General features: G+C 67.7%; 4 protein-coding genes and 2 pseudogenes. 2 read left to right on the top strand and 4 right to left on the bottom strand.

Translation table 11 applies throughout. The annotated features are described in order from the left end of the window. From P3T39_RS32100 to P3T39_RS32090, 3 genes and pseudogenes are all read right to left on the bottom strand, one after another. Positions 1 to 704 (bottom strand): hypothetical protein (locus tag P3T39_RS32100; RefSeq protein WP_280702757.1); only part of this gene is annotated, 704 nt, incomplete at its 3' end. A 928-nt stretch (positions 705 to 1,632) separates the two neighbouring features. Next, positions 1,633 to 2,122 (bottom strand): annotated as a pseudogene (locus P3T39_RS32095) (transposase); the annotation flags it as partial. Positions 2,123 to 2,193: 71 nt separating this feature from the next. After that, positions 2,194 to 3,364: pseudogene (locus tag P3T39_RS32090) on the bottom strand (transposase); the annotation flags it as partial. Between the two features lie 508 nt (positions 3,365 to 3,872). On the opposite strand from P3T39_RS32090, the gene P3T39_RS32085 reads away from it, so the two are divergent. Both P3T39_RS32085 and P3T39_RS32080 read left to right on the top strand, forming a co-directional pair. After that, positions 3,873 to 4,019 carry a hypothetical protein gene (locus P3T39_RS32085; protein ID WP_280702756.1) on the top strand — a complete coding sequence of 49 codons (147 nt, stop codon included), beginning with the start codon at positions 3,873 to 3,875 and terminating at the stop codon, positions 4,017 to 4,019. 1,340 nt (positions 4,020 to 5,359) lie between these two features. Further along, positions 5,360 to 5,815, top strand: coding sequence for a DUF2637 domain-containing protein (locus P3T39_RS32080; protein WP_280702755.1), 456 nt, complete (start codon positions 5,360 to 5,362; stop codon positions 5,813 to 5,815). 714 nt (positions 5,816 to 6,529) lie between these two features. Here P3T39_RS32080 and P3T39_RS32075 read toward each other — a convergent pair. After that, positions 6,530 to 8,932 carry a choice-of-anchor P family protein gene (locus tag P3T39_RS32075; protein WP_280702754.1) on the bottom strand — a complete coding sequence of 801 codons (2,403 nt, stop codon included), beginning with the start codon at positions 8,930 to 8,932 and terminating at the stop codon, positions 6,530 to 6,532. Positions 8,933 to 9,573 lie beyond the last annotated feature (641 nt).

Genomic DNA, 9,573 nt, shown 5'->3' with positions numbered 1-9,573 from the left:
GTGTCGCCCTGGAACCCCTGGAAGCCCTGGAGGCCCTGGGTGCCGGTGTCGCCCTGGAACCCCTGGAACCCCTGGAGGCCCTGGGTGCCGGTGTCGCCCTGGAACCCCTGGAACCCCTGGAGGCCCTGGGTGCCGGTGTCACCCTGGAACCCCTGGAACCCCTGAAGGCCCTGGGTGCCGGTGTCACCCTGGAACCCCTGGAACCCCTGAAGGCCCTGGGTGCCGGTGTCACCCTGGAACCCCTGGAAGCCCTGGGTGCCGGTGTCACCCTGGAACCCCTGGAAGCCCTGGGTGCCGGTGTCACCCTGGAAGCCCTGGAACCCCTGAAGGCCCTGGTTGCCGGTGTCGCCCTGGAACCCCTGGGTGCCCTGGTTGCCCTGGTTGCCCTGGGTGCCCTGGGTGCCGGTGTTGCCCTGGAACCCCTGGTTGCCCTGGAAGCCCTGAAGGCCCTGGGTGCCGGTGTTGCCCTGGGTGCCCTGGTTGCCCTGGTTGCCCTGGAAGCCCTGAAGGCCCTGGGTGCCGGTGTTGCCCTGGAAGCCCTGGTTGCCCTGGTTGCCCTGGAAGCCCTGGGAGCCCTGGAAGCCTTGCGTGCCCTGGAAGCCCTGCGTGCCCTGTGGGCCCTGGGGGCCCGGGTGCTCATGACGCCCGTCGTCGTCCGCACGACTGGCCAGCCGCCATGTAGCGGTATTGAAGTGATCACTCACAGCGCCATTCGGACCCGGAACTCCGTGCGCGTAATCGACGTGGGACCTCTCGATCGCGTTGGCCACAGCGACCGTCGTCGAAGCCATGTTGACGACCATGGCAAGGGCACTTGCCGCCGAGAACATGGTGGCGGCCTTGAGACGAGATCTTCGGAGTGAATGAATCTTCATACTGGAAACCTCCTGCAGAACTGAGAGCGAACGCGCAGACAGTACGTCAACTTGCAAGCAAGGACGGGTGCATCACTCGGCCCGCCGAGTTTCACAACTATGTACTCACACCAATGGAACCGTCATCGACTTCCCTCGGCGGCGCCCAAATATCACCCAGCTGGCCTTGGTTCGTCAGACTGTTCGTCCGCCGACCGGCTCAACTGCTCTCCCTGTCTGTGCTCCTCGCGGCGAGAAGGTCTGGCGCGCTGCTGCGGATCTGCCGGGTTTCGCATTCCAGTGTGCAGAAAGTTGACGGTGTGTCATTAGTCTGGCCTTCATTTGTAGGATAAATGTCCGTCGGGTGATGAGTGCAAGGAGCACGATCAAGTGGCGCCACCGGATGGTGGCTTCCTGAGTCGAAGGGCAGGTTCCGTCTATTCGCGGCAGTGGCGAGACTGTGGAAGGGCCTCTCTGGCAAAGAAGATGAGTCAGGAATACTTGATGATTCATTGAGTCAAGGGTGGAGAGGGGGCGGTCCCGGTGGCCGGCACCAGCGATCACGGGGTTCCGGATCCGCAGGTGGAACCATGTTCGGAGAAGCGCCGCTTCTCGGCGGCATGCAAGCAGAGGACAGTGCCGAGTACGAGACTCTGGACAGGCGTTGTCAACCTGTCTGCCGTTCAGTTGCGTCGGGGCGTGTCGGGGTCGGTGCCGACGTCACTCACTGATTCCCAATCGGGTTTGTGAAGGACGAGCGTGACGGATGGTGAGCAGGTCACGCCGCTGCGAGACCGCGTTGGGGTGGCTCGGTCGTGAAGGTGCGGCGGTCGCGTATGAGGGCCCGGAGGGCGTCGAGGCGGCGCCTGGCGAGGGCGAGGACGGCCTGCTTGTGGGACTTGCCCTCGCTCCTCGTGCGTTCGTAGAACGCCCTGGAGACGGGGCAGCAGCGGGCGGCGGCCTGGGCGGAGAGGTAGAAGATCCGCAGGAGGCGACGGTGGTAGCGGTGGGGCCGGCGCATGTTGCCGCTGATGCGTCCGGAGTCCCTGGGAACCGGTGCCAGGCCGGCGACTCCGGCCAGACGGCCGGAGCTGCCGAAGGCGTCCATGTCGCCGCCCGGTGCAGGCGATGAACTCGGCGCCGACCAGGGTGCCGATGCCGGGCATGCTGGTGATGGCCTCGGCGTGCTCGTGCTCGCGGAACCTGGCTTCGATCAGGGCGTCGGTGGCGGCGATCTCCTCGTCCAGGGCCATCACCGCCCTGGCCAGGGTGTGCACCGTGACTCCTGCCCCGGCTGAAGCCGGGGGCTTCTCGCCAAGCCGGGCAGGGCGGCGCCGTTCAGCCCGGCCCGTAGAACGTTGGTGGCTCCCACTGTGTCAGCGTGCGCCGTGTGGCCGCACGCGACGCAATGGAATTTCTCCTGTGCCGGCCGGTTCTCCCCGGATAGGTGCCCGCATTCGGGGCAGGCCCGGGAGGTGTTGCGGGGGTCCACGGCGATGACTTCCCATCCGGCGCTCTCAGCCTTGGCGTGCAGGATCGTCAGGAACACCCCCCAACCAGCGTCAGCTATCGAACGGTTGAGTCCGGCCTTGGCTGCCGCGCCGTTGGGCAGGAAGACGCCCGGCCGGCCGGGGTCGGGCTTCGGCACGGGGGACCTGCTCATGTTGCGGATCCTGCGGTCTTCGTGCGCGATGAAGTCGCGCGCGGGCCAGGCCAAGGGCGGTCTTGTGGGCGTGGTCGAGCCGCTGCCGGCAGGCCTTGCGATGCACGGCGGCGACGCGTTGCACGGCTTCGCGACAACGGCTGGACCGGCGCCTGCACCGGGACAGGGCCTGTTGCGCGGCTTCGAGGTTCGCGGCAGCCTTCCGCCCGTGGCGGGGATCGGGTACGAACTCGCCGTTGGAGCCGGCGAGGAAGCCGGCTATGCCCATGTCGATGCCCACCACGCTGCCGGTCGCGGGAAGCGGCTCCGGCGCGGTCTGCCCGGCGGTGAGCACCACGAACCGCTTGCGGCCCTCGCGCTTGACCGGGATCGTCTTGACCTTGCCGACTGCCGGGCGGTGCCGGTTGACCTCGACGTGCCCAACCCCCTGGAACCGGACACGGGTCACCGGGTCGTGCGGGGTGGAGTCCCACCGGCAGCCGTCCCCGTCCCTGGGGAAGTCCACCGTGCCAGACCAGTTCACCCCCCGGAAGCGCGGATATCCGGGCGTCCGGCCGGACTTGACCCGACGGAAGAACACCGCGAACGCCTTGTCCAGCCGTCGGAGCGTGGCCTGCCGGCCGGAGAACGACCAGCGGCCCTGCCACTGCGGGTCGAACGAGCGGATCTCCTTGAACTGCGCTGACTGCATCCCGTACTTGATGCCGGTCTTCGAGACGTGCCGGTACGCGTCGCGGCGCTCCTGGAGAGCGCCGTTGTAGAGCGAGCAGTGATCCCGCAGCATCTTGGTCAGCGCTCGTGTCCGGCCCACGGCGGGCCGCATGAGGAACCTGTACGCACGGATCACCCGGCCCACCCCCCTTCCTGGCTGACGCGCGGTCAACATGCCACAGGTCACGGACGATGCGCACGATCACTCCGGCGCTCCGCGCCTCCGGACCGGGGATCGCATGCCCGCCCGGCCTGAAGGCCGGGATTCCCTGCGAAGATCAAGGGGTGGACGCCTTCACCAGCCCCGGGTCGCCGCCTCCTGCGGGTGTTCTATCTCTCCGTGCTCAGGTCGCCGCCCGCTGCTGCCCCACCCCCTAAACGTTCTACGAACGGAGAGAGTGGAGGGGAAGAGCCGCAAGCAGTCGCCCTCGCCAGGCGCTGCCTCGACGTGCTGTGGGCCCTCGTACGAGACCAGCGCGCCTTCACAACCGAGCCGCCAACGCGCGATATCGCACCGATGCGACTTGCCCGCCGCGCGTCACCAGAGTGCTTGACAAGCACCATTGGGAATCACTGGTCCTCGTCCTGGCCTTGGCCATCTGCGCGGTCCTGGCCGGAGTCAAGTCACTTGTGGCGATGGCGGAATGGTCCGCCGACGCCTCACTCCCGCCGCTCTGCGCAACCTCGCCATCGGCGCACTCGGACTCACCGGCCACACCGACATCGCCGCGGGCCGGCGGCACCACGCCCGCGACATCGCCCGCCCACTCGCTGTCCTGGGCATCACGTGATCAACCCGGAGGCACCGCGAGAACGACGCAGCCCCGAGGACGGGCCGCTCGCCGTTGCACGGAAGGTAGCCATCCGCCCGTCGACCGCGAAAATTCCTCCGGCCGGGGACGAAGAGCAACTTTCCGACACTGGTCACCGGATCCTGCACCAGGGGTGGTGAAGTCATCTGCTGGCGTATTGAACTCATGTCTCATCAACGAACGGCGTCCCACCCGGCATGTGCGGCAGACACGCGTCGTTCCATATTGAACGCACCTGATGCTCATCGAAATTACCCAGTGGCGTGCAGGGTAGGATTTTATTGATTCAATCCTCCTGCCTAGAGATTCTGTCGCAAATCGCTGCCAGGGGGTGCTCGTTGAAATTTCTCAGGGGCGCACAGCGAGCTGGCAGGTTGATTGGCAGGCTGGGGAAGAGCAGCCATTATCCGGGATCGAAGATCGGCGCGCAGATGGTGGGTGCTGTCAAATGTGAGCCTCCCTGCCGTGCCCATGCCAGAAGATCCCTTTGTGCCCCCGAAAAATGGAGCAGATGGTCTCATGTGAAGTAATTTCCGGGCAAGCGGAAGGGCTTGCTGGCATGTGCATGCAATGGATGCTCAAGTTGACAACACCCTCGGTGCAGCTCGTGCCGAACATACTGTTCATACCGGCCAGCCGGATCAGCCGCACGACCGACAGCCTTTGAGCGCGCCCGGCCCGCGGATGTACAGGGAGGGCCCCGCGGTCCAGGGTGGATTGTCGGCGCCCCCCATTTGGCGTACATACCGGGCGGGGGAGTACGTCGTTGTGGTCGTATGCATGAATTGACTATGCCAGATGCATGTGCACCGGAGGCGCGCAGCTGCAGGTTGCTGGGGATATGGGTCTTCAGCGAGTCGTCCTGCGGAACTGCTCGGACCTGTCGGCGGACCTCGTGCGGACGATCTCCGATCGACAACGACTTCCACCAGCGATGCGGCGCCCTTCCAGTACCGGCTGGAATGTGAACCCCGCATGAGAGCAGCGAGATCCGGACCAGACACGATCGTGGGCGTGGGGCATGCGGGGTCGGAGATGCGCCGGCCGAGTTCTTTCCCTCATTCGGTCCTGTGATGTACGAGGGGTGTGAGGACCACCTGTGGGCCGTCACCTGCCAGCAGGACGGCCGGCAGCTCGGGAAGGCCGGGTTCAGGAGTCCACCGTTGCCCTGTCCGGACACCGACTCACTCGACCCGTCGGAGCCCGTGGGGCCCTTCACTCCGCGCCCGCGTGAGCCGGGCGACGGGTCCGCGCAGCCCGAGGTCGCTTTCGATGCGGCCGTTCGCCGTTCGCCTGCTCTTCACCGGCGCCCCCCGGTGGTGTTGTGGCCGCAAGTGGTGGGCGCGCTGGCCAGGCTGCTGACCGTGCTCACCGTCACCTCGGTGTGCCTGCTGGGCGGAATGCTCTCCTACGATCCCTTGCGGGACCTGTCGCTGTCCCGGGTGCCGCCCGGCGTTGCCCACCTGTGGCCGGCCGTCGTCTACGGACCGTGGCTGGCGGGTTCCCTGTCGATCCTGCGTGCCGCCATGGGCGGACGCCGGATCGCGCATGCCTGGGTCGTGGTTGTGGTGTTCTCCGCTGTAGCCACCGCGCTCTGCATCGCCCACACCGCCCCGACGATGCCCGACTTGATCATCGCCGGCCTGCCCCCGTTCACATCCCTCACCGCCCTGCACCAACTCGTCCGCCAGATCACCGCCACCCGTCGCGCCCGCCCGGCCCCCTCGCACAAGGCACCCACTCCAAAAACCCCACGACACAGATCCCCGCACTGAGCCAACCCCGGACCCGGCGGGCAACGACGTTGCCCAAGCCTCCGCTCGGCACAGCCCGGCCGGTGGCGGCGGCACAGCGGGGGGCAGGCACGTGGAGGCGCCCCAGGCACCGGGTCGCCACCCGGGCGGAAGCGGGCTGGGTCCGTTGCTGCGCTTGATGCCCGTCGGCGACCGCCGTCGCGCCGCGCGCGTGCAGCCTGTCCTGCGGTGTGGCGGCGTGTAAGGCTCCTGATTGCAGTAAGTTGTCCGACCCGTTCCTGTTGGTGAGGCATTTGACCGGCCTGTCGAGATACACGAGGAGTGTCTTGGTGCACCTGCGGATCGCCGCCACCTGGTCCTGGCCCCACGAACTGACCACCGCGTTCGCCCGCCTCGCGGCGCTGTCCCGCCCGGCAACCTGACCCGGCGACACCGTTGCCGGCCTCCCATGACCCGAGGTCCGAGGAGGACCTGACCGCGCGTCGCACCCTCGGCGTACCCACGCCACCCGCCTGGGCCACCTGAAGTTCCACGCTGCGGTTGGACACCTGGAGACTGGGACGTGTGAACCCGGGGAAGCAGTTTCAGGTGGGAACCAGGAGCGACATGACCTTCTAAGCTCTCTCGAAGGTAAGGACCAGTAACAAGCGGTGGCCCGGGAACGTTCCAGTTCCCGGGCCACCGCTGGTCTGATCAGTCCTGGTCAATCGGTGTTCAGCTCATTGCCCCGCTCTGTTAGGCAGCGTCCGACCGGCGCCTGCGGGCGCTGCCGCAACGGACCAGGAACGCGCCAAGGCCCAGCAGGGCGCTTGCGGAGAGTCCGGCGGCCTTGATCGGAACTCCAGCCCCGGTGTGGGGCAGGGAGCCTCCGCTGTGACCGGATGCGTGCTCCGGAGGCCGGGGGTGCGAGATCTGCCCGTTCTCGTGGCCGTTCTCGTGGCCGTGCTCGTGCTCGTTCCCGGGTTCACCGCCCTGGCCGTGCTCGTGCCCGTGTTCGTGGCCGTGCTCGTGCTCGTTCCCGGATTCACCGCCGTGGCCGTGCTCGTGGTAGCTCGCGGGCTCACCGCCGTGCCCGTGCTCGTGGCCGTGCTCGTGGCCGTGCTCGTGTTCGTGCTCGTTCCCGGGATCACCGCCGTCGCCGTGTTCGTGGCCCGAGGGATGGTCGCCTGTGCAGCCGCCGTGGTCGTGGTCCTCGCACGGGGTGCACGCGACGATGGTGAGCGTGTTGCTGGTGGCAGTCACGGTACCGCCGTCGGGGGTGGTACCGGTGACCGTCGCGGTGTCGGTGATCCTTCCGGCCGCGACGTCTTCGCGGGTGGTGGTGTACGTGGCGGTGCAGATGGTGGAGGCGCCCGGCGCCAGCGTGGTCATCGGGCACGATACCGTCGGCGAGCCGGGGAGCGTGTCCGTGACGGCGAGCGAACTCAGCGGCTGTCCACCGGTGTTGGTGACGGTGAAGGTGAAGTGCAGCAGCTGGCCGGGGGCCGAGAACGCAGTCTCCTCGACAGCTTTGACGACCTTGAAGCCGGCGAACGGCGTCGTCGTGACACCCTGAGTGGTGGTGGTGATTACCTCGCCGGACGGCGTCGTGCCCGACACTGTCGCCGTGTCGGCGACCTTGCCTGCGGCCACGTCCGCGTCGGTGGTGGTGTAGGTGGCGGTGCAGTTCTCCGAGGCGCCGGGTGCCAGCGGGCCTGTGGGGCAGGTGACCGTCGGCGCACCGGGGCCGGTGTCCGTCACCGTGATGTTGGTAAGCGGCGTGGAGCCGTTGTTGGTCACGGTGTAGGTGTAGTGGATCGTCTGCCCCGCCGCGGTGAACCGGGCCGGGGTGGCGGTCTTGACCACCGACAGTGCTGCCAACGGGGTGGTGACCGTGTTGCTGGTCGCCGTCACCGTCTGCCCGTTCGAGTCGGTGGCGGTGGCGGTGCCCTGGTCGGTGATCGTCTTGGCTGCGACGTCGGCTGCTGTCGTGGTGTAGGTGGCGTGACAGGTCGTGGACTCGCCGGGCGCCAGCTGGTTGGTGCCGCAGCCGGAGACGACGACACCAGCCGTCGCATCGGTCACGTGCACGTTGGTCAGCGGCGCCTGGCCGGTGTTGGTGACGGTGTAGGTGTAGTGGACCGTCTCGCCGGGGGCCTGGAAGGCCGGGTCGATTGCCGACTTCGTGATGGACAGCGCCCTGAGCGGGATGGTCAGCTGGCCACTGGTGCCGGTCACGGTGCCCTCCTCGTCGGGGAGGGTGGCGGTGATCGTCGCGGTGTCCGTGATCCTCCCCGCCGCCGCGTCCGCGGCGGTCGCGGTGTAGGTGGCGGTGCAGTTCTCCGAGGCGCCGGGCAGCAGCGGGCCTGTGGGGCAGGTGACCGTCGGCGTACCCGGGCCGTTGTCCGTCACCGCGATGTTGGCCAGCGGCTGGGTGCCGTTGTTCTTCACGGCGTACGTGTAGTGGATCGTCTGTCCCGCGACGAACGAACTCTCAGCCGCCGTCTTGGTGATGGACGGGGCAGGAGCCGAGCCTCCGCACTCGACGTGCCCGACGATGACATTGGCTGCGTTGAAGGTCGGCAGCAGCACCAGGTGCACGGCGTTGACCGTGAGCACCCCGTTGGCGTCCGTCGACTGCTCGTTGAGCGTGAGTTGGCCCAGGCCGGCGATGGTCACGCTGGTATTGGGTGCCGCGTGTGCCTGGAGGGTGAGCGGGGGGAGGCTGTCGACGGTGACGGTGCCGCTGGCGATCACTCCGGACCCGGTCGCCCCGCTGGGGGTCGCGTTGCAACTGGAGTTGATACCGGTGAGGTCCAGGGAGCCGATGGGGCCGAAGTTGGCCGCGAGGTGCTCCACCGTGGCGGAGGCGCTGGAGGTCCCGGCTGCGGGGTTCCCGGCAGTGGTGGCGGTCAGGGTCGAGCTCGTGACGAACGGCCCGGCGGTGAGGCCGACCTGGGTCGTCGTACCACCGGGCGGGTAGTTCGAGACCGGCACGGGCGCCACGGCGACGATCGTCCCGATGGCATCAGCCGAGGCGACATACGCATTCGCGATCGGCGATGGAAGGGCGGCATAGGCCGGTGTGGCGAAGCACATCGCACCGACGAGGCCCGAGAGCGCGGTGATGCTGGTGCCGCGCCTAGTGTATGAACCCATAGGAGATCCCTTGTGTGGCGGAGTGGGCGAGCCGGTCGTGTCTTGACGGCCACCGACGGCAGGAGAGACGACGCGGTCCTGTGGCGGGGTCGGGAAGCTGACCGCGAGCCCGGCCCGGCTTATCTTCGCCATACGGACCGGTGACTCCTGAGCATCCGCCTCAAGAAATCTGGCGCGTCACCCGAGAAATCACTTGAGCGGCCTAATAATCCAACAACACTTCACTATCAGCACAGGTCACAGGCCATGTGAAGCCCGTCAGCCACTCGCGCCCGCACAGTACGCCGGCCCGGGTGAACCTATCGCCCGGGCCGGATGCGTCCAACGCCGGCAGACGCGGCTGCGCGACGGCTGCACCGGACTCGAACTCCGCGGCCTGATGCCGCTTCCACAAGGCCGCCCGCATCCGCACGGCCGGTGACCAGCAACAGGACGACTCGACCATGAGGCACCAGTCCGTGCCGCTGGCGATGTTGGTGGACCTGTCTTGATCGTCGATCAGCCACACCTCGACCGGGCCGTCGGCGGGTCGCCCGTCGTGCGTGTGCCACGACGCCGGCACTTGGACAAGCCGGCTGCCGACCAGAGACGAGGGGCCGATGCCGGGTCCGTGCAGTGAGCAGGCCCGGTCCAAGAGCTCC

Source organism: Kitasatospora sp. GP82 (genome assembly GCF_029892105.1).
In the GTDB taxonomy this organism is placed as follows: Bacteria; Actinomycetota; Actinomycetes; order Streptomycetales; family Streptomycetaceae; genus Kitasatospora.
The sequence above is the reverse complement of the archived record's forward strand: the minus strand, read 5'-3'. Positions and strand labels throughout refer to the sequence as shown.